Consider the following 22,244-nt stretch of genomic DNA (forward strand, 5'->3'; position numbering starts at 1 on the left):
GCATCCAGCCTCTTGTAAACACTCATCATGATTGGCAAGGAGGACTGAATGTGATGTTATTCTGCGTGATCGCTTCCGAAGAAGTTACGGAAAGCTTGTAATGTTGTATCTCGGTTAAGTGCTGCAATTGATGTTGTGAGCGGGATTCCTTTCGGACAAGCCTGCACACAGTTTTGAGAGTTCCCGCAGTTTGCAAGACCGCCATCACCCATAATTTCTTCTAAGCGGTCAGACTTATTCATTGCACCTGTCGGATGTGCGTTAAATAGACGAACTTGTGAAAGCGGTGCAGGGCCCATAAAGGAAGACTTATCATTCACGTTTGGACAAGCTTCAAGGCAGACACCACATGTCATACACTTTGAAAGCTCATACGCCCATTGACGCTTTTTCTCAGGCATTCTTGGTCCAGGTCCAAGATCATATGTGCCATCGATCGGCACCCATGCTTTGACTTTTTTCAATGAATTGAACATACGGCTTCGATCAACCTGCAAGTCTCTCACAACCGGGAACGTTTTCATCGGCTGAAGACGGATCGGCTGCTCTAACTTGTCAATCAGTGCAGTACATGATTGGCGAGGCGTTCCATTAATGACCATGGAACAAGCGCCGCATACTTCTTCAAGACAGTTCATGTCCCAGTTGATCGCCGTTGTTTTTTCACCTTTTTTATTGACCGGATTACGTCTGATTTCCATGAGTGCAGAAATGACGTTCATATTCGGACGGTAAGGGATTTCGAATTCCTCATCATAAGGCTTGCCATCTGCTGTATCTTGACGTGTGATAATAAATTGAATCGTGTTTTTTTCACTCATCTTATTTCTCCACCTTTTTCTTCGAGTAATCTCGTTTACGAGGTGCAATTAACGATACATCGACGTCCTCATAGTGGAATGCAGGTTTTTGGTTCTTCCCTTTGAACGTAGCCATCGTTGTTTTTAGGAATTCTTCATCGTTTCTTTCTGGGAATTCCGGTTTATAGTGTGCGCCTCGGCTTTCATTCCGGTTGTAAGCCCCAATCGTAATGACGCGTGCCAGCTGAAGCATGTTGTCAAGCTGACGCGTGAAGGCAGCGCCTTGGTTGCTCCATGAAGCTGTATCGTTGATGTTAATATGCTTATAGCGCTCCATCAGTTCTTCAATCTTCTGATCTGTTTTTAAGAGCTTCTCGTTGTAACGAACCACTGTCACGTTGTCCGTCATCCATTCTCCAAGCTCTTTATGAAGCACATATGCATTTTCTGTGCCATCCATGCTAAGGATGTTGTCCCATTTCTCCTGCTCTTTCTTCACGGCACTGTCGAATGTTGCAGATGATAAATCTTCTGCAGACTTTTCAAGACCGCTAATGTATTTCACAGCATTTGGTCCAGCAACCATTCCGCCGTAAATCGCAGAAAGCAATGAGTTTGCACCAAGTCTGTTTCCGCCGTGCATAGAGTAATCACATTCTCCTGCAGCAAACAAGCCTTTGATATTCGTCATTTGATCATAATCAACCCATAATCCGCCCATTGAATAATGAACAGCCGGGAAAATTTTCATCGGAAGCTTACGCGGGTCATCACCCATGAATTTTTCATAGATTTCAATGATTCCACCAAGCTTAATATCAAGCTCTTTTGGATCTTTGTGAGAAAGGTCTAGATACACCATGTTCTCTCCGTTGATGCCAAGCTTTTGCTCCACACATACGTCGAAAATTTCACGCGTTGCAATGTCACGCGGTACAAGGTTTCCGTATGCTGGGTACTTTTCTTCTAGGAAGTACCAAGGTTTTCCGTCTTTATATGTCCAAACACGTCCACCTTCACCACGAGCTGATTCACTCATGAGACGCAGCTTGTCATCTCCTGGGATCGCTGTTGGGTGAATTTGAATGAATTCTCCATTAGCATAATGAGCACCTTGCTGATAAACGATCGATGCAGCTGATCCGGTATTAATCATGGAGTTCGTTGATTTACCGAATACGATACCAGGGCCTCCTGTTGCCATGATGACAGCATCTGAACGGAAGGATTCGATTTCCATTGTCGTCAAGTTCTGTGCGACAATGCCTCGGCATACTTCCTCGTCATCTAACACAGCACCAAGGAATTCCCAGCCTTCATATTTCGTCACAAGCCCTGCTACTTCATAGCGGCGAACCTGCTCATCTAGTGCATATAATAACTGCTGACCTGTTGTCGCACCAGCAAATGCTGTACGGTGGTGCTGTGTTCCCCCGAAACGGCGGAAGTCCAGTAATCCTTCTGGTGTTCTGTTAAACATTACACCCATACGATCAAGTAAGTGGATAATGGACGGCGCTGCTTCACACATTGCCTTTACTGGCGGCTGGTTAGCTAAAAAGTCTCCGCCATATACCGTGTCATCAAAATGCTCATAAGGTGAATCTCCTTCACCTTTTGTATTGACCGCTCCGTTAATTCCGCCCTGTGCACAAACAGAATGCGAACGTTTCACAGGTACGATTGAAAATAGTTTAACAGCTGTTCCCGCTTCTGCTGCTTTGATAGTTGCCATGAGACCAGCTAAGCCGCCTCCGACAACGATGATGCTAGAATTACTCATTGTAGCCCCTCTCCCTCTTCTACTAATCTATTTCCTCTTAAACAAAAGCGAAAATTGCTCTTAGCCCTACATATGAAAGCGCTATAAATATACCTAATGTCACATATGTGGAGATTCTTTGTGAGCGTGGTGAAACTGTAATTCCCCAGCTGACAGCAAATGACCACAAGCCATTAGCAAAGTGGAAAATAGTAGATAAAACGCCGACAATATAGAAACCTAGCATAAATGGAGAGCTTAAAATATTCGCCATCATGTCATAGTTTACTTCAGCTCCAAGCTGCGCTTGAATGCGTGTTTCCCATACGTGCCAAGTGACAAAAATCAATGTGATGATACCTGTAATCCGTTGCAGTCTGAACAACCAGTTTCTTAAGTAACTGAAGCGAGACGTGTTGTTTTGTGCCGTAAAGGCTATGTACACCCCATAAACAGCATGATAGATCAGTGGTAAGAAAATCACGAACAGCTCAAGTGCATATCTGAATGGAAGCTGTTCCATAAAGTGTGCAGCTTTGTTAAACGCCTCTGGTCCATTCGTCGCAAAGTGGTTAATCACTAAGTGCTGTACTAAAAATAGACCGACCGGAATGACGCCAAGCAAAGAATGCAATCTCCGATAAAAAAATTCTTTGTTCCCCGACATTACTTTACCCCCTAGTAAAAAAAGTGCAATTGCTTGAAAATTGTCTTACCCCCGCTTCTTTCAATTGTAAGCACTTTATTCAAATTTATTGACAATTTCATTTTACTCCTATGTCAAAAAAGCGTCAAGAAACCGCGTACATAAATTAAAATTTTCCGAAATTTAAAAGTTTTAAATCAAAATTCGTTTTACTACAATAAGAATTTCTTAGACTTCAGGGAAAACTCTGTCATCATATGCCCACATAAGCTATAATAAATTGTTGAAAGAGGGGAGCCATACAATGAATAAATTCGAATCTAACTTAGAACAGCTAAAAGAAATTGAAGTCAATGGATTTGCCTACGAGCTGATACGCGAAGTTCTGCTGCCTGACATTCTTGGTCAGGATCATTCATCTATGATGTATTTTGCGGGTAAACTGCTTGCTCGTAAATTTCCTCAAGAGTCATGGGAAAAGATCCCCGAATTTTTCCATGATGCCGGATGGGGAACTCTCACAATGGTCCATTCGAAAAAACAGGAAATTGAGTTTGAGCTCGAAGGTCCACTAGTATCCAATCGACTCAGCTATCAAAAGGAGCCATGCTTTCAAATGGAAGCAGGTTTTATCGCTGAACAGATTCAGCTTCTCAACGAGCACGTGGCTGAATCCTATGAACAAGTAAAAAAGCGTGCTGATAAAGTCATTTTAACCGTTAAATGGGATTTAAGAGACCCTAGCTAACACTGTTTATGAAAGGCGATGACTTCGTGTCACGCCTTTTTTATATACCCTTCTATCATAGCACAGTTGGCGTACCGGTTTACGCATGTTTTTCTTTCTTCATATGCTGATGATTTCCAATATAAAAAAGAGGTGTATCTTTTTATGGGATACACCTCTTTTAAAGATTTAAGAATGAGCAGCGGCGCTCACCTTTGATAATTCAAACGCATCATGAAGGGCTTCTACAGCTTTCACCATATCTTCACGATCAACGACTGTTGAGACTTTGATCTCAGACGTACTGACCATTTTCACTTGAATGTCTTTTTGAGCTAACACAGCGAACATTTCAGCCGCAACGCCTGGGTTTGAGACCATACCAGAGCCAACGATAGATACTTTGGCTAATTTGCTTTCTGTCTCAATCTGCTCATAGCCAAGCGCTCCTTTATATTCTTCTAATACTTCAACTGTTTTAGACAAATCATCCGTTTTCACAGAGAAAGAGATGGAGGTCTGATTGGTGCTTGTGACAGACTGAATAATGATATCGACATTGATATTTTGCTTTGCAAGTGTCGTAAAAATCGTCGATAGCGTTGTTAAACCGCTCGAAAGGCCGCATACCGTCACGCGTGTCATCTGATCTTCAAATGCAATACCTCTTACAACTAGATTTTGTTCCATGGATGATTCCTCCTCAATTAACGTACCCGATTCATTTTCAATACTAGAACGGACTTCTAGTGGGATTTGATAATTTTTCGCAAATTCGACCGCTCTCGGATGCAGCACACCTGCTCCTAAATTGGCTAACTCAAGCATTTCATCGTATGAAATTCCTGCAAGTTTTCGCGCAGACGGCACATAACGAGGATCTGTTGTAAACACACCTGGTACGTCCGTATAAATATCACATTTGTCCGCTTTGAGTGCCGCAGCTAGTGCCACTGCTGTCGTATCTGATCCACCACGCCCAAGTGTTGTAATATGTAGATCATCCGCAATTCCTTGGAAACCTGCTACAACGACGACTTTTCCCGCACTCAGTTCTTCTTTGATTCTTGCTTCATCGATGTCCACGATTCTTGCATTTCCGTGCACCTTCTCTGTTTTCATCCCAGCTTGCCAGCCTGTAAAGGAAATGGCATCATAACCTTTTGCTTGCAGTGCCATCGCTAATAATGAAATGGTCACCTGCTCACCAGTTGTCAGTAGCATATCCATTTCTCTTTTGCTTGGATCGTCTGTGAGTTCTTTCGCTAGGTCTACTAGAACATCCGTTGATTTGCCCATCGCAGACACAACCACGACCACATCATTTCCTGCTTCGCGTTCAGCGATGACTCTCTCTGCGACATTGCGAATTTTTTCTGTCGATCCAACAGATGTTCCACCAAATTTTTGTACAATTAGTCCCATGTCTACCACCCTTTTTCAAAAGATCACGTGTGAGAGAAGAGGCTGCGGAGACTGCTCTCTGCACTGCAAATAAAAAAGCAATGAGAGAACAAATCTCCCATTGCTTTAAAATCATCATCAAACGATGCAAACAATGAGATAGCCCTCCAAGAAATACATTCTTGACAGCCCTACATTTCTTCAATGTACAGCCAGCGAATAAAATGAGTGGATTTTATTCACTTCGGCGACGCTCCCCTTTCAGCCCTCTTCCTAGATCCCCTCGATCTCTGAAGGCTTACTCTTGAAGTTCGCACCTCTATCTTCAACAAACAACACGTTCATTTATTAAATTAGTCACATCTTAACAGACTTTTGGAAAAAGTACAATCTATTTTTTTAATGCTTCCATTAAAAGTTCAGCCGTTTGTTTCGGAATACCAGCGTCCTGAAAATCCTGGATAGAGGCTTCTTTCATCTTTTTCACAGAGCCAAAATGTTTAAGTAACTGCTTTTTGCGCTTTTCCCCGATACCTGGGACATCGTCTAGAATAGACTGGAATGCATTCTTCCCGCGCAGCTGCCGGTGAAAACTAATCGCAAATCGGTGCACTTCATCTTGAATACGCTGCAATAAATAAAAGGCCTGACTATTTCGTTCGAGCGCAACAATTTCAAGCGTATCACCCATCATCAGATTCGATGTCCTGTGTTTTTCATCTTTCACTAGACCTGCCACAGGAACAGACAGATTTAATTCATTTTCGAGCACATCTATGGCTGCGTTGATCTGTCCTTTTCCTCCATCGATTAAAATCAAGTCAGGAAGCGGCAGTTCATCTTTTAACACACGGGTATACCGCCTTCTAATGACTTCACGCATGGAAGCATAATCATCGGGCCCCTCAACGGTTTTAATTTTGTATTTTCGGTATTCCTTTTTATACGGCTTCCCGTCTTGGAAGACAACCATAGCGGATACGGGGTCTGCTCCTTGGATATTGGAGTTATCAAATGCCTCAATCCGGTATGGCATATAAATATTAAGTGCATCACCAAGCTGCTTCACTGCACCAATTGTCCGTTCTTCATCGCGCTCTATGAGCGAGAACTTTTCTTTGAGAGCAATTTTGGCATTTTGGTGGGCAAGTAAAAGCAAATCCTTTTTCTTTCCTTTTTTCGGCTGATGAACATTCGTTTCAAGCAATTGCTCAATCATCTCTTGATCGACGCTGTCTGGCACCAAAATTTCCTTCGGCAAAAAGTGGTTGTTCTTTTCATAAAACTGCCCCATAAACGTGAGAAATTCTTCCTCAGGGTCTTGATACATCGGAAATAGGCTGACATCACGTTCAATTAATTTCCCCTGTCTGATGAAGAAGACTTGGACACACATCCAGCCCTTATCATAAGCATAGGCAAACACATCACGATCAGATAAGTCACTCATCGTCATCTTTTGCTTTTCCATCGTTGAGTCAATATATGCGATTTGATCTCTCAGTTCTTTTGCCCGCTCAAACTCTAATTGTTCGGCCGCTTCTTGCATCTTTTCTGTTAATTCTTTCTTGATTTGCTGATGCCCTCCATTTAGAAATCTTGTGATTTCGTCGACGAGCTGTTTATTCGTTTCTTCAGAAATGTCATACACACACGGAGCAAGACATTGCCCAAGATGATAATAAAGGCAGACTCGGTCAGGGAGTGTCGCACATTTTCTAAGTGGATATAAACGGTCGAGCAGCTTTTTCGTTTCTCTTGCTGCTTGTACGTTCGGATATGGACCGAAGTATTTCCCTTTATCCTTTTTCACATTGCGGGTGACAATCAGCTTAGGATGACGTTCATTCGTAATTTTAATAAAAGGGTACGTTTTGTCATCCTTGAGCATGACATTGTATTTCGGGTCATATTTTTTGATTAAATTCAGCTCTAAAATAAGTGCCTCAATATTTGAAGAGGTGACAATGTATTCAAAGTCTTCGATTTCACTGACGAGCCGCTGCGTTTTGGCATCATGAGATCCTGTAAAATAAGAGCGGACCCTATTTTTTAATACCTTTGCCTTTCCCACATAAATGATCGTATTTTGTCTATCTTTCATTAAGTAACAGCCTGGTTGATCAGGTAAGACTGACAGCTTTTCTTTGATCAATTTGTTCATATTTTCATCCGTCCTTGTTTTCCTCTTTCACTCCTTCTAGTGTATCACGAACATTTGTTTTATACCACGATGAAAGAAAAGCGGCTCTCGACTATACGAGAACCGCTTTTGAGATCATGCCACGCGGGCATAGATCGGTTTATAGATGTTTGTTTACAAGCTCAGCTAGTGCTTCTTTTGGTTTGAAACCAACAGACGTTTCGACGACTTCACCGTCTTTTAAAACAAGAAGTGTTGGGATACTCATAACGCCGTATTTACCAGCAGTTTCTTGGTTATCATCCACATCAATTTTTACAATTTTCATTTTATCGCCCATTTCTTGATCAAGTTCTTCAAGAACTGGAGCAATCATTTTACAAGGTCCGCACCAAGGTGCCCAAAAGTCTGCAAGAACAACACCTTCTGCAGTTTCTTGTGAAAATGTTGCGTCAGTAGCTTTTACGATTGCCATTATTCATTCCTCCAATGTAAATTATGCTTTTTAGTATAGCATCTACCAATGTGACTTGCGAATGAAATGCTTACGAATCATTTTTTATGAAATGAATTAAAAAACAAACCGTATGATCGCACCAATAACAACAATCGCACCGATGATCATCAGAATGGTTCTAAGCATATGACATAACTCCCTTTCCGCTTCATTTACAATGTATGATGCCCCAACATTCTTCTCATCAAACATTGAAATATGCGATCAAGCCAGATCGACGGTCAACATGACAACCGACATAGGCGGCAGATCAATAGTCAGCTCGCCGTGCTTAACAGCAAATTGCCGAAAGTCCGCAGGCTGAACGGAATGAGGATCATCGAACGTGTTGTGCGCATTCATCCGATCAGCAGTCAGCACACGGCCAGTGACCTTCGTTTTTGCACCGATTCCCTCTATCGCAAGAGATACGTCTGCTTTTTCATGGGGATTCACATGACATAAACTTATATGCATCTTGTCAGATGACCGCGAGGCTGACACACTGACTTGAGGGATTTTTTCACCCCGGCGTTCATACGAAGGCGCATTCAATTCTACTTCAAGCGCTTCTTCTTCTTGATGTACTTGAAACATGTGAAATACGTGATAGGTAGGTGTCAGGAGCATCTTTTCGTCCTGCGTTAACACCATCGCTTGTAGCACATTGACGGTCTGGGCAATATTCGCCATATGAATCCGCTGGCAATGGCGATGAAAAATATGAAAATGCAAGGCACAGACTAGAGCATCTCTTAATGTGTTTTGCTGATACAAAAACCCTGGATTTGTCCCCGGTTCTGGATCATACCATGTCCCCCATTCATCAATAATCATCCCGATTCGCTTGTCTGGGTCATAACGATCCATGATCTCTCCGTGTTCCACAACAAGCCGCTCCATTTCAGACGCCTTTTTCAGCGTTGTAAACCACTCATCCTCATCAAAATCGGTCGCTGACCCTTTCTTCTCCCATGTTCCTGGGACCGTATAGTAATGCAAACTGAGCCCATCCATCCACGGCGCTGCACGCTCCATTAATACTTTTGTCCAATTCACATCATTTGAATTCGCACCGCATGCGATTTTGTAAATGTGCTGACCAGCAAATTCTCTCACATACGTTTGGTAGCGTTTATATAAGTCTGCATAATACTCTGGCGTCATATTTCCACCGCAGCCCCAGCTTTCATTGCCTACACCAACATAGGTCAGCTTCCAAGGTTCTTGTTTTCCGTTTTTAATGCGCCAGTCTGACATAGGTGTCCCTTTTGGAAATGTCATGTATTCGACCCAATCGGCTAATTCTTGAACAGACCCGCTTCCCACATTGCCGCAAATGTATGGCTCACATTCAAGCAGCTCACATAATGCCATAAATTCATGCGTACCAAATGCATTGGATTCAACCGTACCACCCCAATGGGTGTTTACCATCGGCTTTCGTTCACTCAGATCACCTACACCATTTGCCCAGTGATACTCGTCTGCAAAACAGCCGCCCGGCCACCTCAGCACCGGGATATGTAAGGCTTGAAGTGCCTTTAGTACATCGGTACGTATCCCTTCAACATGATCAATCTCTGAATCTTTCCCTACCCAAATTCCGTCATAAATTCCTCTTCCTAAATGCTCTTGAAAGTGTCCATAGATGTGTTTAGAAATGCGTCCAATCACTTCATTGACTTTTACTGTCCCATTCACTTGTAAACCGCTCCTTTGTTTCGTGATAACATACAAAAAAACCCAGAATACCTAGGCATTCTGAGTGTATGAGCGTTAAGAATGGATATTCATCTTTTTTAACTCTTCATTTAAAAGCGGAACGACTTCGAATAAGTCACCAACTATTCCGTAATCAGCGATTTTGAAGATTTCAGCTTCTGGGTCTTTGTTGATTGCAACAATGACTTTACTGTTGGACATACCGGCTAAATGCTGAATAGCTCCTGAAATCCCGCAGGCAATGTAAAGGTCAGGTGTGACCACTTTACCGGTTTGACCAATTTGCAGGGCATAATCGCAGTAGTCAGCGTCACATGCACCACGCGAGGCACCGACTGCTGCGCCAAGCGTTTGGGCAAGTTCTTTCAGCGGTTCAAAGCCTTCTTTGCTCTTGACCCCCCTGCCTCCTGCGACAATAACCTTCGCTTCAGATAAATCTACACCTTCTGATGTTTTTTTAATGACTTCCTTCACGATCGTTCTTAGGTTTTGAATATCGACAGAAACTGGCGTCACTTCTCCGCTGCGTGACGTATCACGCTCCAGCGGTGCCACGTTGTTTGGACGGATAGTAGCCAAAAGCAGACGATCTGTTGAAATGACTTTTTCAAAAGCTTTTCCTGAATAAATCGGTCTAGTGAAAACAAGATGTTCACCGGTAACGCTTACATCTATTGCATCTGAAATTAAGCCTGTTTGCAGGCGTGCAGCTATTTTTGGTGACAAGTCTTTTCCGATCGATGTATGACCGAAGAGCACTGCATCAGGATTGACTTGATCTAATATTGCCTGAAGCGCCTGCGCAAAACCATCAGACGTATAATAAGAAAGATGCGGGTGCTCGACGATCATCACATGATCCGCTCCATAATAAAGCAGTTCATCCGCTTGATCTTTGACGTGATTCCCTATTAAAACGCCAATCACTTCACCGCCATCAGCCACCTCGTGAGCGGCAGCAATCGCTTCAAATGTCACATTTCTTAATTTACCGTCACGACTTTCTCCAAGTACAACAACTTTTTTACTCATCCTATAAGCTCCCCCTTGTTCTCGTGATATCGTAAAGTGGATGTTTAGATGACTTTTGCTTCATTTCTTAGCAGGTCTGTCAGTTCCTTGACCTGATCCTGAAGCTCTCCGCTCAGCACCTTGCCACCCTCTTTTTTCTCCGGTAAGAAGCGTTCGATTGTTTTGATTTTATATGGCACATCGTCTTCATCTAGATCTAGATCGTCTAATTCCAGTTCTTCTAAAGGCTTTTTCTTTGCCTTCATGATGCCTGGTAACGATGGATAACGAGGCTCATTGAGACCTTGCTGCGCGGTGACCACTAGCGGGAGCTCGGCAGAAATCACTTCCACATCACCCTCTGCATCTCGCTCAATTGAAGCTGAGCCGCCGTCAATTTGAATACTTGTAATGGTTGTGACATATGGAAAACCGAGTAATTCAGCAAGACGCGGGGCCACCTGTCCAGATCCGCCGTCAATCGCTACATTCCCTGCTAAGATCAAGGAAGCTTCTTTATCCTTGAAATAGTGATATAGAATCGTAGAAGCGGAAAACTGATCCCACTCCTCCAAATCATCTTCAACATTTAATAAAACGGCTTGATCGCAGCCCATTGCAAGTGCTGTTCTAAGCTGCTTCTCCGCATCTTCATTGCCAACTGTCACGACCGTTACTTCTCCCCCGTGCTCATCCCGAAGCTGAATCGCTTCTTCAATTGCGTACTCATCATAAGGATTAATAATGAACTCTGCCCCATCTTCTTGAATAGCACCAGACTGAATAGAGATTTTCTCTTCCGTGTCAAACGTACGCTTCATTAAAACAAAAATATTCATTCATTTCTCCCCCTTGTGTCGTACTAATCCCTTATTCCCCTTTAAAATTCGGTTTACGCTTTTCAATAAAAGCTTGGATGCCTTCTTTGGCATCATTCGACTGGAACACCTCAGCAAACTTTTTGGCTTCCAGCTTCATTCCGCCATCATATGAGTACACTTTTGTCGCATTCAATAACTCAAGCACATACTCAAGCGTTTTAGGGCTTTTCGCTGCAAATTTCGCTGCCAATGTTTTGGCTGTTTCCAGCGCTTCTTCCTCTGTTTCCGCAAGTTTTGAAACAAGTCCGCAGGCAAATGCTTCTTCTCCTGTAATTGGCTCAGCTGTTCCCATCATTTCAAGTGCTTTAGCTGATCCAACGTAGCGAGGCAGGCGCTGCGTTCCGCCGAATCCTGGGATAATACCGAGATTTAATTCCGGCAGTCCCAGCTTTGCATCTTTTGTTGCGATTCGAATATCACACGACATCGCCAGCTCAAGCCCGCCGCCTAATGCTGCCCCGTGAATGGAAGCAATCACCGGTTTTGGACATTGTTCAATTCGTTCAAACACTTGCTGTCCTCTGTCTGCAAGGCTGGCATAATCAGATTCTTCCTGCAAGGTCGTAAATTCTTTAATATCAGCACCTGCTGAGAAAAATCTACCTTCTCCATGAATGACAATAGCTCTCACTTCACTGTTTTGTTCAAGCTGATCAAACATGTCGTTGAGTTCAGTGAGAAGCTGAGAGGATAAGGCATTTGCAGGCGGGTGTTGAATCGTGATGAGTGCTGTCTGTTCGTCTTGGTGTAAGCTAAGTATTTTTTCCATGTCAATCATCCTTTTTCAATTGTCTTTAAGATTGATGTATTCCGTTTAAGAGAAGATCATGTACACTTTCTGCGAGTGCTGGCAGGTCATACTTTTGATCATTCATGACCCATGTTGTAGCGGTTTCATCAATCGTCCCAAATACCATTTGTCTCGCTAAGCGGACATCTAGATTTTGTCTAAATTCTCCTGTCTTCTTTCCCTCGGTTAAAATGGAGTCTAGCATATTTAAATACCCTTTCAGCACCTCATTGATTTTTTGGCGCAGTTCAAGGTTTGACTGCCTGAGTTCAAGCTGTGTCACAAGGGCCAAATGATGGTCTTGCGATAGCAGGCGAAAGTGTTCTCGAATGAGGAGAAGAAGCTTTTCTTTCGCAGACGGTTTCTTTTGAATATCGTTTTCCATCCGTTCGATGAATTGTCCCATTTTTTCTTTAAACAACGAGATCAGAATATCCTCTTTGTTTTTGAAATAGAGATAAATGGTTCCGTCTGCTACTCCTGCTTGTTTGGCAATCTTTGAAACTTGTGATTGATGGTAGCCGTTCTCTGCAATCACCACAACGGCTGCATCAATAATTTGCATGTACTTCGGTCTTTTCTGCTTCAATGTGCTTCGTCCCTTTCTGAATTGAATGAGCATTCATTCATAACTTTATGTTAAAAAGAAACGAGTGATTTGTCAAGTGATGTTCTTCTTTCTTTTCAACCTTTAGCATACCAGAGCAGACACGTACAATTCAAATCATCCGGCCGCTTGACCGGATGATGCTGGTTCATTCTCTCATCGATCGACTGGTTCTTCTGTTGAAGATGATTGCTTTCTTTTTTCTTCTTCAATTAACACTCTGCGCAAGATTTTCCCTACAGCCGTTTTAGGCAGTGATTCCTTAAATTCGTAGACACGCGGCACTTTAAATGAGGCAATTCTTGTTCTAACAAAACGATCCAGTTCATCCTCTGTTACATAGGCATCCTTCTTCGGGACAACAAAGGCTTTTACTGTTTCCCCTCTATACGGATCTGGAATACCCGCCACAACAACTTCTTGTACAAGCTCATGCTCATAAAGGGCTTCTTCAACCTCTCTTGGGTAAATATTATAGCCACTCGCGATGATGACATCTTTTTTCCGGTCTACGATATAGAAAAAACCATCCTCATCCATATACCCAATGTCTCCTGTAAAAAACCAGCCGTCTCTTAACACTGCCGCTGTCTCATCCGGCTGATTCCAGTACCCTTTCATGATTTGAGGACCTTTGACGATAATCTCTCCGTGCTCATATGGCGCTTTGAGTCCACCCGTTTCTTCACAATAAATACCGGCATCCGTATTCGGCCAAGGGCACCCGATACTTCCTATTTTGTTCGCTCCCCATAAGAAATTGGCATGAGTGACAGGAGAAGTTTCTGAAAGTCCATACCCTTCTACAAGCCTTCCTCCTGTTAGTTTTTCAAAACTCTGTTTGACTTCAACAGGAAGAGCGGCCGATCCGCTTAAGCATGCCGTGATGGATGATAGGTCATACTTCTCAATATTCGGATGATGAAGCAGGGCAATATACATCGTTGGTGCTCCTGGGAACAGCGTCGGTTTCTGTTTTTCAATGGTCTTCAGCGCATCCGCTGCATCAAAACGCGGAAGAAGAATCATTTGATGACCTTCTTTGACTGCAAGGTTTAGCACGGTCGTCATGCCGTATACATGAAAGAACGGAATGATCCCAAGAATCCGCTCTTTTCCACGGTTCGTTTTATACATCCAGGATGCACACATTTCTGTATTGGCTACTATATTTTCGTGTGTGAGCATGACCCCTTTTGGTAAACCTGTCGTTCCGCCTGTATATTGCAAAACTGCGACATCCTCTTTCGGTTGAAAGGATATTTGCGGAATCCGTTCTCCTGACGATTCTTTCATGATCTGTGAGAAATGATGAATGGTATCACTCTTCTCCACTTGGATGACCATGTTGTTTTTCCTTCGCTGGACAATCGGAAACAATATGTTTTTCGGAAATGGCAAGTAATCTTGTAATTTTGTGATGATCAAATGTTCCATACTTGTCAGCGCTTTCATTTTATAGGCCTTTGGATACAGTAGATCGAGAGTGATCAGCACCTTAGAGCCGCTGTCCTCCATTTGATATTCCAGTTCTTTCTCCGTATAAAGCGGATTGGTTTGAACGACAATGCCGCCTGCTATTAAAACCGCATAATAAGAAATCACCGATTGCGGGCAGTTTGGCAGCATAATCGCTACTCTGTCGCCTTTTTTGACACCGATGTCAATCAAGTGACTGGCTAATTTCAGCGCATCTTCTTGTAACTGCTGGTAGGTGATGTTTTTTCCTAAAAAATGAATGGCTGTATGCTCAGGTGCTGCCTCTGCGGAGCTGAATAAGTAAGATTGCAATGTTTCATTTGGGATGGTGAGTTCGTGGGGAATTTGATTCGGGTAATGCAGAAGCCATCGTTTATCTGACTGCATAAAAACCCTCCTTCCTGAACTTTCGTACTATTTTATTATAGCAAACTTTTCCTTATGGCAGTTTGCTTTTTTCAAATCGAGCTCGTTCTATGGCACATCTTCATTTTTTCGCCGGTGTTTCTATAGAGGCTCTTTTCCCTTCATGATGCCACTTTTCGTATAATCCACCGATCGCACGAAATGACTCATGGACTCTCTCCACAATCTGTTTATGGATACTAGGGTCATTAGGTAAATGTGTTTGGATGTTGTCCACTTGATATTGTCTCATCATGTCTAGGTACACAGTTAGAAAGATGGTGTCTTCTAAAATCCAATAAACGACTTCATCCGCCTCTTTTGTTCTTTTATGAAGCACTTTAATCCCTCGTTCATATTGAATAAGAATATAGCCGGATGGATCAATGTCGATATATGGACTCAAATCATCAAAAAAACCAGTCGTTTGAAAAGGACGTGCAATATACGGTTCATATATGTCTTGGGGAAGAGATGTCTTTTTGAGACAAGTTTCAATGCGCTTTATGAGTTCGTCTTTCTGCAAGATTTGATTCATTCTGATTCGCCGCCTTTGATGAGTGAAAAGCTGTCAAGGTTTTCCCTGACAGCTTTCAAGAATGTATTCTTCATTTTACAGGAACATGTAAACGGCACCAATAACCGCAAAAGTGCAGGCAACTACAATTAATACTTTGGCTAGTTTTTCCATGTCGTCTCCTTAAATGCCGGCTGCTACTACATAAGACAGCCCAACAGAAATAATGAGTGAAATAAACCCGACCGCTCTATTATCATTCTCAATCTCTTTGTCTACTTTAAATCGTGGTGTTAAAAATTCAAAAATGAAATAGCTGACAAGCAGCATCACAAAGCCGTATACGCCCCATCCGATCATTTGAAGAAGGGAGTTGTGCTGAGCGATGGAATGCTGAAAGACATTGGCAATCCCAAAAATCTTCCCGCCGGTTGCCATAGCAACAGCTAAGTTCCCCCGCTGAATCTCTTCCCAGTTTTTATAGGAGGTCACGAGTTCAAATATGGTAAGAAATAAGACAAGACATAGGACGGCCACGCTGTAATAGGCGGCAATTTCCACAAGTTCATTTTCCCAAAAGGCTTTCATGCGTTTTCTCCTTTTTACTTTAATTCGACGATGGTGACGCCTGATCCTCCCTCGCCTTGTTCTCCAAAACGAGCATTTTTTACACTACGGTGCTGCTTTAATAATTCCTGGACCCCTTTTCTCAGGGCGCCAGTGCCTTTACCGTGAATGATCGACACGCGCGGATAGCCAGCTAAGACGGCATCATCTAAGTATTTCTCGACTCTGCTTAAGGCATTCTCATAACGCTCTCCTCTTAAATCAAGCTCAAGTGATACATGATAGTCTTTTCCTTTGACCGCCGTGATGGCTTTCTCTTGCTTAAATTCCGGTGCTGATTTGATAAATTCCATATCTTTTTCTTTTACTTTCATTTTCAGAATGCCCATTTGGACACTCCATTCTTTGTTACCCGTTTGTTCGATGAGCGTTCCTTTTTGGCCAAACGTTAGCACTTTGACTTCATCGCCTGGCTTTAGCTGTCTTGCTGCTTTTTTTACTGGCTCTGGTTTTTTCTTACGGTCAAACTCAGGGACAGCTTCTTCAAGACGCTTTCTCGCATCAATGAGTTCATGTTCTTTGAACGAACGATGCTCACTTTTAATGGACCGAAGCTCTTGAATAATCTCTTCTGCTTCTTTTGTTGCTTGTTCAATTTTTTCTGCCGCTTTTTGTTCAGCTTCTTCCAGCAGTTTGTCCTTTTGTTCATTCCATTCAAGGATTTGTTTTTGCAGTTCTTTATGGAGCTTCTCTGCTTCTTTTCTATAGAATTCCGTCTCATGCAGTTCTTCTTCTGCTTGTTTTTTGCTGTCTTCTAATGATGCAATCATCTGATCGACTTCATTATGTTCCGCATGCATATCTGCTTTTGCACGGTCAATTAAATGATGAGGCAGTCCTAGACGTTTGGAAATTTCAAATGCATTACTTCGTCCCGGCACCCCGATGAGCAAGCGATATGTAGGAGATAAGGTTTCAATATCAAACTCTACACTCGCATTTGTGACGCCTTCTCGGTTATATCCGTATGCCTTCAGCTCAGGATAGTGAGTCGTTGCGATGACGCGCGCATTTGTTTGATGAACTTCATCTAAGATGCTCATCGCAAGTGCTGCACCTTCAGCAGGATCTGTCCCCGCACCTAATTCATCAAATAACACGAGTGAATTAGACGTTAAATGCTTTAGGATATCCACAATATTGACCATATGAGATGAGAATGTACTCAAGCTCTGTTCAATAGACTGCTCGTCTCCAATATCAGCAAAGACTTGATCGAATACAGCCACTTCTGATCCTTCTTCGACTGGAATATGAAGACCTGCCTGCGTCATCAGCGTAAGAAGTCCAAGTGTTTTTAAAGTGACGGTCTTACCGCCTGTATTTGGACCTGTGATGACGATCGTAGAAAAATCTTTGCCTAGCTCAATATCATTTGCCACAACCTGATCTCGGGGCAATAGGGGATGTCTTGCCCGTTTTAAATAAATCTCCCCTTGGTTATTCACAGTAGGTTTTGTGGCTTTTTCTGCTTTTGCATATTTGGCTTTGGCGAAAATAAAATCTAATGTCTGAAGTTCATTCACATTATGAAGCAATTCATCAATGTGCTCTGACACACTCGCTGTCAGCATTTGCAAAATCTTTTCAATCTCTTGCTTTTCTTTTAGGCGAGTTTGCTGCAAGGTGTTATTTAAATCTACGACCACCTGCGGCTCAATAAAAAGAGTTGCGCCTGAAGAAGATTGATCGTGAACAATCCCCCCATAATTCGAGCGGTACTCTTGTTTTACGGGAATGACAAACCGATCATTACGAATGGTCACAATGGTGTCTGACAGCATTTTCGTGGCAGATTGTGAACGAATCATTGATTCTAATTTATCTCGTACTTTTGATTCTAGTGATCGTAACTGCGTTCGTATGGTGCGGAGGGCAGGCGTTGCGTGATCAAGCACTTCTCCATTGTCACCAATACAGCTTTCGATTTCTTTTCTCACGTCTGGCAGTAAAATCAGCGATTCTGCATATGTATGAAGACGGGGTATCTCTACTCCGTCCTCATACATAGAGGTGAGAAAGTGCTTCATGTTTTTTGTGGTATATAACAGCGCCGCAATTTCCATCAGCTCAGCAGGGCTTAATATACTGCCTATTTCTGCTCGTTTGACGCTTCGTCTAATATCCGTTAACCCGCCAAACGGCGCAGATCCTTTTAAACGAATCACATCTTGCGCTTCTGCTACCTCTTCTAGCAGATGCTGAATGCTCTTGATATCTGTGAGTGGTATTAAGTCCTGCGCTTTTTCTTTCCCTAAAGTCGAAGCAGTATAGGACATGACTTTTTCTTTTACTTTATGAAATTCTAATGATGCTAACACTTTTTGTTGCAGCATGGTCCAGCCTCCTAACGACTACCTGTCACGCGTTAAAAACTTTTTCATCTCATTGAGTGAAAATGTATTCACGACATTTGCTTTTGGTGTCCATCCTTTTCTTGCAGCTGTGACACCGACGTCCATATGATCGAGCATGGCGATGTTGTGTGCATCTGTGTTGATCATGATGTTCACACCCGCTTCGTTTGCTTTCATTAAATGCTCTGTTTTTAAATCAAGTCTTGACGGGTTGCTGTTGAGTTCCAGTGCAGTGCCCGTTTTTTTCGCAAGCTCTATGAGCTGATCAATATTTAAAGCATAGCCGTCTCGTCTACCGATCAAACGGCCAGTTGGATGGGCAATTAAATCCACATGCTGATTATTCAAGGCATTTTCTAGGCGCTCCATAATGACTTCCTCCGGCTGAGAGAAGCTAGAATGAATAGACGCAATGACAAAATCCATGTCTGCTAGAAAGTCATCATCATAATCTAACGATCCATCCGGCAGAATATCCATTTCGACCCCTTTGAAAATGTGAAAATGTTCGAATTCTTGATTCAGCTTGTCAATTTCTTTTGCTTGCAAACGCAAACGTTCTTTTGTTAAACCGTTTGCTACTTTTAAATATTGTGAGTGGTCTGTGATCGCCATGTATTCATAGCCTTTTGCGATACATGCCTCTGCCATTTCGCGAATAGAAAAAGCGCCATCACTCCATGTCGAGTGCATATGAAGATCGCCTTTGATATCTTTTCGTTCTACAAATTGCATACTTTCTTTATACGAATCAATCTCTGCTCCGGTTTCACGAATTTCTGGCGGAATGAGCGGAAGTTGGAAATGTGCATAAAAAGCGCTTTCGTCTTCAAATGTTTTCACATCCCCAGTTTCGATCGTTTCAACCCCATATTCACTAATACGCTCACCGCGCTCCTTCGCAAGCTGTCGCATACGAATGTTATGATCTTTTGAGCCAGTGAAATGGTGCAGCGTTGTTGCAAATTGGTCTGTTGTCACAAGCCGGAAATCTACACTGATTTCAAAATCAAGTGCAAGCATGACCGATACCTTCGTATCACCGCTCGCAATGACATCTTTGACATCATCAAGAGCAACAAGCTGCTTTCTCACTTGTTCAGGGTTATCAGTCGCAATGATGTAATCTAAATCTTTAACCGTTTCACGCGCACGTCTTAAACTGCCCGCTCTTGAAAAACGGATGATTCCCTCCATCTGTTCCAGCGCATCATCAATTCGCTCTGCCACATCTAATGCAAAACCAATTGGCAGTCGTTCTGGCTGCTTTCCCGCCTCCTCAAGAGCGGCAAGAATCTTTTCTTCTGTTTTTTTGCCAAACCCAGCAAGCGTTTGTACTTTTTCCGCTTCACATGCTTCTTTTAAAGACTGTGCATCGTGAACACCAAGCTCTTGGTAGAGCTTAGCAATCTTCTTCCCGCCGAGTCCTTGCAATTTTAAGAGGGGGACAAGTCCTTCAGGCACTTCTTTTTTTAATTGTTCGAGTGTTTCAGACTGTCCTTTTTCGATATACTCTGTGATCACAGCAAAGGTTCCTTTTCCAATGCCGGGTAATGCTAATAGGTCATCTATTTGAGAAAGACTGCGGTCATCTTGTTCCAGTGCCGCAGCTGCTTTACGAAAGGCAGAAATTTTAAAAGGATTATCTCCTTTTAGCTCCATATAAACTGCAATTGTTTCAAGAAGTTTGATAATATCTTTTTTATTCATCTCTCATCCTCCAGCCGCTTTGGCATCTTCCTATATAAATATACAAACTTTCCCTTCATCCGACAACTTTCTGTCATGGAATGAGAAAAAACTTCTCCAAGAAAGGAGAAGTTCTTAAACTCCATACGTCGACCATAGGTCTTTGACAAGACCGGACAGGTAAGGGGTGCTATTTACGATCACATCTGCTAACATTGATTTGCTCATCATGGTTTGAAGCGCATCGACTGGAAGTAATGCGGCCACAAACAATAGAATAAACACAAATAGATAGGTTTCAAGAAATCCTAAAACAGCGCCAAGCAGTTTGTTGACCTGTTTAATCACAGGGATACTTGCAATGGTTGTGAGCAATCCGCCGATGATAGCGAGCAGGATTTTGGTCAAGATAAACAGAATGATAAACGCAATGGTATTATAATAAGCTGTTTCTAGATTCCCACTAAAGAAAGCAAGCTGCGCTTGACCGCTGCTAAAATTAGGTGCTGGAATCCACGTAAGCTGTGGTGCAAGTGACTGATAAAACATAGAAGCCACTAAAATAGAAACAACAAAGCTAATCAATTTAATAAATTGAAGAATAAACCCGCGTTTTAGACCGACAAGCGTTCCCATAAGAAGCAAAAACAAAATGATGATATCGATCACGGTAATTTCATTCCTTTTCTTTTAGATGAAGCTCTAGTTTTTCGTATTGCTCTTTTAATTTCAAGTAGTCGTGGACGACATTGACTGCTGTCAGTACAGCTAATTTGTTTATATCAAGGTATGGATTTTTTTCATTGATTTCTCTCATTTTATCATCAACAATTGAAGCAACATGTCGCATATGCATCTTCGTTTCTTGACCGATGATCGTATAGGACTGTCCGTAAATCTCAACTGTTGTTTTCGTTTTACCGCCGTCAGACAACGTTTCTCCTCCATTCCACGAGAATCCTAGTCTCTATCATAACATGTTTAGACATTGAATGGAAAGACGAGCCCTTCCCTGTTATGGTACACTTTAGAAATCAATGATATCAAGGTAAAAAGGAGTTATCCACTGTGCCCCAATCCGTCTTAAAAGCAACATCAGAAGACATGAAAAAAATGAAGAGCGTGTACGCTCAGCATTTAACTGACACTTTGCCACCAGGCGCTCTTTTTCAAGCAAAGGTTCCCGGCTGTACGATTACAGCCTACAAATCTGGAAAAGTACTGTTCCAAGGACAAAAGGCAGAAGCTGAAGCAAGTCAGTTCAACCATTTACAAGCAGCTGAAACAAAAAGCAAAAAAACACCATCCATCACACCGTACAGCCCACCACCCGGCATCGCTTCCATGTCGGTTATTGGCTCAGATGAGGTCGGTACTGGCGATTATTTTGGACCCATTACGGTCTGTGCGGCTTATGTTGATTCCAGTCAGCTTGCTCTCATGAAAGAGCTCGGGGTGAAAGACTCAAAAGGACTCAAAGATCCGCAGATTATCAACATTGCCAAAGACTTGATCAAAACCATCCCGTTCAGCCTTCTCGTGCTTCGGAATGAAAAATACAATGCGATGCAGGAAAAGGGCATGAGCCAAGGGAAAATGAAGGCACTGCTTCATAACCAAGTCATCACCTCCGTGCTAGAAAAACTGGATGGCAAGAAACCAGAAGCCATTCTCATTGACCAATTTGCCGAACCAGGCATTTATTTCAGGCACCTTGCGGGGAAAAAGATCATTCGGGAGCGTACATATTTTAGTACGAAAGCAGAAGGCATTCACTTATCAGTTGCTGCAGCTTCTATTATTGCAAGATATGCTTTTTTAATTGAAATGGATAAATTATCAAAAGCAGCGGGCTTTGACATTCCAAAAGGGGCCGGTCCGCATGTTGACAAAGCGGCAGCAAAGCTGATGAAACAGCACGGCGAAGAGGCTTTACGCCAATTTACAAAACTTCATTTTGCCAACACCCAAAAAGCGAAAAAATGGTTATAATTAAAAAAGAGCTATCGCCCATAAAGCGATAGCTCTCAGATTGTTGACAAAGGGCTAAAATGAACTTGATTTTAGCCCTTTGTCTTCTTTTCAGCGTGATAGAAAACCTTTGCAGTCTAGGAAGGACGAGCACTGGCACAGAGCGAATTTGACATTCGTGAGTACCAGCGCGCAGGACTGACAAAG

The 22,244-nt window shown here is 42.6% G+C and carries 20 protein-coding genes and 1 riboswitch; of the genes, 2 read left to right on the forward strand and 18 right to left on the reverse strand.

The genetic code is table 11. The annotated features are described in order from the left end of the window. Window positions 1-56: 56 nt before the first annotated feature. From sdhB to NST01_RS12935, 3 genes are read right to left on the reverse strand one after another with little or no spacing between them, the layout of a single operon-like run. Window positions 57-821, reverse strand: a complete 765-nt coding sequence (gene sdhB / locus NST01_RS12925) for a succinate dehydrogenase iron-sulfur subunit (protein ID WP_008345969.1) — start codon at window positions 819-821, stop codon at window positions 57-59. A gap of 1 nt (window position 822) precedes the next feature. Continuing rightward, window positions 823-2,583, reverse strand: coding sequence for a succinate dehydrogenase flavoprotein subunit (gene sdhA / locus NST01_RS12930; RefSeq protein ID WP_008345971.1), 1,761 nt, complete (start codon window positions 2,581-2,583; stop codon window positions 823-825). A 37-nt stretch (window positions 2,584-2,620) separates the two neighbouring features. Then, on the reverse strand, window positions 2,621-3,229 hold the full coding sequence (locus tag NST01_RS12935; protein ID WP_007501622.1) for a succinate dehydrogenase cytochrome b558 subunit: 609 nt from the start codon (window positions 3,227-3,229) through the stop codon (window positions 2,621-2,623). Between the two features lie 283 nt (window positions 3,230-3,512). Here NST01_RS12935 and NST01_RS12940 point away from each other — a divergent pair, with 283 nt between their 5' ends. Further along, the gene (locus tag NST01_RS12940) at window positions 3,513-3,956 is read left to right on the forward strand and encodes a YslB family protein (protein WP_008345974.1); all 444 of its coding nucleotides are present in this window, start codon (window positions 3,513-3,515) and stop codon (window positions 3,954-3,956) included. Between the two features lie 168 nt (window positions 3,957-4,124). Here the strand turns inward: NST01_RS12940 and NST01_RS12945 are convergent, their stop codons facing one another. From NST01_RS12945 to zapA, 15 genes are all read right to left on the reverse strand, one after another. Next, the gene (locus NST01_RS12945) at window positions 4,125-5,360 is read right to left on the reverse strand and encodes an aspartate kinase (RefSeq protein ID WP_056705939.1); all 1,236 of its coding nucleotides are present in this window, start codon (window positions 5,358-5,360) and stop codon (window positions 4,125-4,127) included. A 131-nt stretch (window positions 5,361-5,491) separates the two neighbouring features. Continuing rightward, a riboswitch (Lysine riboswitch) is annotated at window positions 5,492-5,669 on the reverse strand. A 61-nt stretch (window positions 5,670-5,730) separates the two neighbouring features. Then, the gene (uvrC, locus tag NST01_RS12950; RefSeq protein ID WP_007501627.1) at window positions 5,731-7,503 is read right to left on the reverse strand and encodes an excinuclease ABC subunit UvrC; all 1,773 of its coding nucleotides are present in this window, start codon (window positions 7,501-7,503) and stop codon (window positions 5,731-5,733) included. Between the two features lie 139 nt (window positions 7,504-7,642). Beyond that, window positions 7,643-7,957 carry a thioredoxin gene (gene trxA / locus NST01_RS12955; RefSeq protein ID WP_007501629.1) on the reverse strand — a complete coding sequence of 105 codons (315 nt, stop codon included), beginning with the start codon at window positions 7,955-7,957 and terminating at the stop codon, window positions 7,643-7,645. A gap of 246 nt (window positions 7,958-8,203) precedes the next feature. Next, a complete protein-coding gene (locus NST01_RS12960) occupies window positions 8,204-9,682 on the reverse strand; it encodes an alpha-L-arabinofuranosidase C-terminal domain-containing protein (RefSeq protein WP_191218948.1) in 1,479 nt (492 codons plus the stop codon). A gap of 75 nt (window positions 9,683-9,757) precedes the next feature. Continuing rightward, the gene (locus NST01_RS12965; protein ID WP_191218947.1) at window positions 9,758-10,735 is read right to left on the reverse strand and encodes an electron transfer flavoprotein subunit alpha/FixB family protein; all 978 of its coding nucleotides are present in this window, start codon (window positions 10,733-10,735) and stop codon (window positions 9,758-9,760) included. Between the two features lie 44 nt (window positions 10,736-10,779). Then, the gene (locus tag NST01_RS12970; RefSeq protein ID WP_035391188.1) at window positions 10,780-11,553 is read right to left on the reverse strand and encodes an electron transfer flavoprotein subunit beta/FixA family protein; all 774 of its coding nucleotides are present in this window, start codon (window positions 11,551-11,553) and stop codon (window positions 10,780-10,782) included. Window positions 11,554-11,584: 31 nt separating this feature from the next. Beyond that, window positions 11,585-12,364, reverse strand: coding sequence for an enoyl-CoA hydratase (locus tag NST01_RS12975; protein ID WP_017358245.1), 780 nt, complete (start codon window positions 12,362-12,364; stop codon window positions 11,585-11,587). 25 nt (window positions 12,365-12,389) lie between these two features. Further along, complete coding sequence (locus NST01_RS12980) at window positions 12,390-12,974, reverse strand: TetR/AcrR family transcriptional regulator (RefSeq protein WP_017367816.1); 585 nt, start codon at window positions 12,972-12,974, stop codon at window positions 12,390-12,392. A 174-nt stretch (window positions 12,975-13,148) separates the two neighbouring features. After that, entirely contained in the window at window positions 13,149-14,858 is a 1,710-nt protein-coding gene (locus NST01_RS12985; RefSeq protein WP_191218946.1) for an AMP-binding protein, read from the reverse strand. A gap of 100 nt (window positions 14,859-14,958) precedes the next feature. Beyond that, entirely contained in the window at window positions 14,959-15,414 is a 456-nt protein-coding gene (locus tag NST01_RS12990) for an Imm63 family immunity protein (protein ID WP_191218945.1), read from the reverse strand. A 162-nt stretch (window positions 15,415-15,576) separates the two neighbouring features. Further along, entirely contained in the window at window positions 15,577-15,981 is a 405-nt protein-coding gene (locus NST01_RS12995) for a DUF350 domain-containing protein (protein ID WP_008345990.1), read from the reverse strand. 14 nt (window positions 15,982-15,995) lie between these two features. Continuing rightward, entirely contained in the window at window positions 15,996-18,353 is a 2,358-nt protein-coding gene (locus NST01_RS13000; RefSeq protein WP_191218985.1) for an endonuclease MutS2, read from the reverse strand. Between the two features lie 21 nt (window positions 18,354-18,374). After that, window positions 18,375-20,087, reverse strand: coding sequence for a DNA polymerase/3'-5' exonuclease PolX (gene polX, locus NST01_RS13005; RefSeq protein WP_146270707.1), 1,713 nt, complete (start codon window positions 20,085-20,087; stop codon window positions 18,375-18,377). 114 nt (window positions 20,088-20,201) lie between these two features. Then, window positions 20,202-20,735 (reverse strand): CvpA family protein, encoded by a 534-nt coding sequence (locus NST01_RS13010; protein ID WP_017358251.1) that lies wholly within the window; start codon window positions 20,733-20,735, stop codon window positions 20,202-20,204. 7 nt (window positions 20,736-20,742) lie between these two features. Beyond that, window positions 20,743-21,000 (reverse strand): cell division protein ZapA, encoded by a 258-nt coding sequence (gene zapA / locus NST01_RS13015; RefSeq protein ID WP_008345998.1) that lies wholly within the window; start codon window positions 20,998-21,000, stop codon window positions 20,743-20,745. A 134-nt stretch (window positions 21,001-21,134) separates the two neighbouring features. On the opposite strand from zapA, the gene rnhC reads away from it, so the two are divergent. Beyond that, complete coding sequence (rnhC, locus tag NST01_RS13020) at window positions 21,135-22,058, forward strand: ribonuclease HIII (RefSeq protein ID WP_110487335.1); 924 nt, start codon at window positions 21,135-21,137, stop codon at window positions 22,056-22,058. Window positions 22,059-22,244 lie beyond the last annotated feature (186 nt).

It is taken from the genome of Bacillus sp. FSL R7-0166, assembly GCF_038008935.1.
Classification (GTDB): Bacteria; Bacillota; Bacilli; order Bacillales; family Bacillaceae; genus Bacillus; species Bacillus altitudinis.

Excerpts from the sequence above, each read along its gene's own strand:
- NST01_RS12975 (WP_017358245.1), bottom strand. The coding sequence starts at position 12,364 with ATGGAAAAAATACTTAGCTTACACCAAGACGAACAGACAGCACTCATC.
- sdhA (WP_008345971.1), bottom strand. The coding sequence starts at position 2,583 with ATGAGTAATTCTAGCATCATCGTTGTCGGAGGCGGCTTAGCTGGTCTC.
- NST01_RS12995 (WP_008345990.1), bottom strand. The coding sequence starts at position 15,981 with ATGAAAGCCTTTTGGGAAAATGAACTTGTGGAAATTGCCGCCTATTAC.
- uvrC (WP_007501627.1), bottom strand. The coding sequence starts at position 7,503 with ATGAACAAATTGATCAAAGAAAAGCTGTCAGTCTTACCTGATCAACCA.
- polX (WP_146270707.1), bottom strand. The coding sequence starts at position 20,087 with ATGAATAAAAAAGATATTATCAAACTTCTTGAAACAATTGCAGTTTAT.
- trxA (WP_007501629.1), bottom strand. The coding sequence starts at position 7,957 with ATGGCAATCGTAAAAGCTACTGACGCAACATTTTCACAAGAAACTGCA.
- NST01_RS12985 (WP_191218946.1), bottom strand. The coding sequence starts at position 14,858 with ATGCAGTCAGATAAACGATGGCTTCTGCATTACCCGAATCAAATTCCC.
- NST01_RS12940 (WP_008345974.1), top strand. The coding sequence starts at position 3,513 with ATGAATAAATTCGAATCTAACTTAGAACAGCTAAAAGAAATTGAAGTC.
- NST01_RS12970 (WP_035391188.1), bottom strand. The coding sequence starts at position 11,553 with ATGAATATTTTTGTTTTAATGAAGCGTACGTTTGACACGGAAGAGAAA.
- NST01_RS12990 (WP_191218945.1), bottom strand. The coding sequence starts at position 15,414 with ATGAATCAAATCTTGCAGAAAGACGAACTCATAAAGCGCATTGAAACT.
- sdhB (WP_008345969.1), bottom strand. The coding sequence starts at position 821 with ATGAGTGAAAAAAACACGATTCAATTTATTATCACACGTCAAGATACA.
- NST01_RS12945 (WP_056705939.1), bottom strand. The coding sequence starts at position 5,360 with ATGGGACTAATTGTACAAAAATTTGGTGGAACATCTGTTGGATCGACA.
- NST01_RS12935 (WP_007501622.1), bottom strand. The coding sequence starts at position 3,229 with ATGTCGGGGAACAAAGAATTTTTTTATCGGAGATTGCATTCTTTGCTT.
- NST01_RS12965 (WP_191218947.1), bottom strand. The coding sequence starts at position 10,735 with ATGAGTAAAAAAGTTGTTGTACTTGGAGAAAGTCGTGACGGTAAATTA.